Source organism: Rathayibacter sp. AY1C4, assembly GCF_002932195.1.
Lineage (GTDB): Bacteria > Actinomycetota > Actinomycetes > Actinomycetales > Microbacteriaceae > Rathayibacter.
The window spans coordinates 1-1,051 of the sequence record NZ_PSWE01000068.1; the positions used below are offsets into that span (position 1 = coordinate 1).

A 1,051-nucleotide genomic window follows, 5' to 3' on the forward strand; every position below is an offset into this window, starting at 1 on the left:
TTAAGAAACTACAACTCGAAAAGTTGCAGATCCAATGATTTGCATGACCGCAGCCCGAAAGCCGCGCCATGCGAATCTTGTCGATCCACGACCGAAGCCGTGAATCTAAGATGCTCGCGTCCACTGTGTAGTTCTCAAAATACGGGCGGTATCCCTCTCCCACACACCCAGGCGTGAGAAAAAGATCCGGAGAGTCGACCCCGCCACCCGAAGGCAGCCGGCCCGGTCCCTCAGGACCCAACAGCGTGCATGTACCCGACTCCACCGCCACGACGCGTTCCCAACCCGAAGGCTGTACTGACGCGAGACGATCTCACCGAGCACCTAGTTCAATGTTCCACCCATGAGCTACCAGCAAAGACATTCGCTTTGATCTGGCGCCTGGAACACCCTGCGGTGTCCAGATGCTCCTTAGAAAGGAGGTGATCCAGCCGCACCTTCCGGTACGGCTACCTTGTTACGACTTAGTCCTAATCACCGATCCCACCTTCGACAGCTCCCTCCTTGCGGTTAGGCCACTGGCTTCGGGTGTTACCGACTTTCATGACTTGACGGGCGGTGTGTACAAGGCCCGGGAACGTATTCACCGCAGCGTTGCTGATCTGCGATTACTAGCGACTCCGACTTCATGAGGTCGAGTTGCAGACCTCAATCCGAACTGAGACCGGCTTTTTGGGATTCGCTCCACCTTACGGTATCGCAGCCCTTTGTACCGGCCATTGTAGCATGCGTGAAGCCCAAGACATAAGGGGCATGATGATTTGACGTCATCCCCACCTTCCTCCGAGTTGACCCCGGCAGTCTCCTATGAGTTCCCACCATGACGTGCTGGCAACATAGAACGAGGGTTGCGCTCGTTGCGGGACTTAACCCAACATCTCACGACACGAGCTGACGACAACCATGCACCACCTGTATACCGACCTTGCGGGGCAACCATTTCTGGAAGTTCCCGGTATATGTCAAGCCTTGGTAAGGTTCTTCGCGTTGCATCGAATTAATCCGCATGCTCCGCCGCTTGTGCGGGCCCCCGTCAATTCCTTTGAGTTTT

The 1,051-nt window shown here is 55.7% G+C and carries 1 rRNA gene; it reads right to left on the bottom strand.

What is annotated here, in order from left to right:
* Nucleotides 1-415 precede the first annotated feature (415 nt).
* Nucleotides 416-1,051: ribosomal RNA gene (locus C5C99_RS16655) — 16S ribosomal RNA — on the bottom strand; the annotation flags it as partial.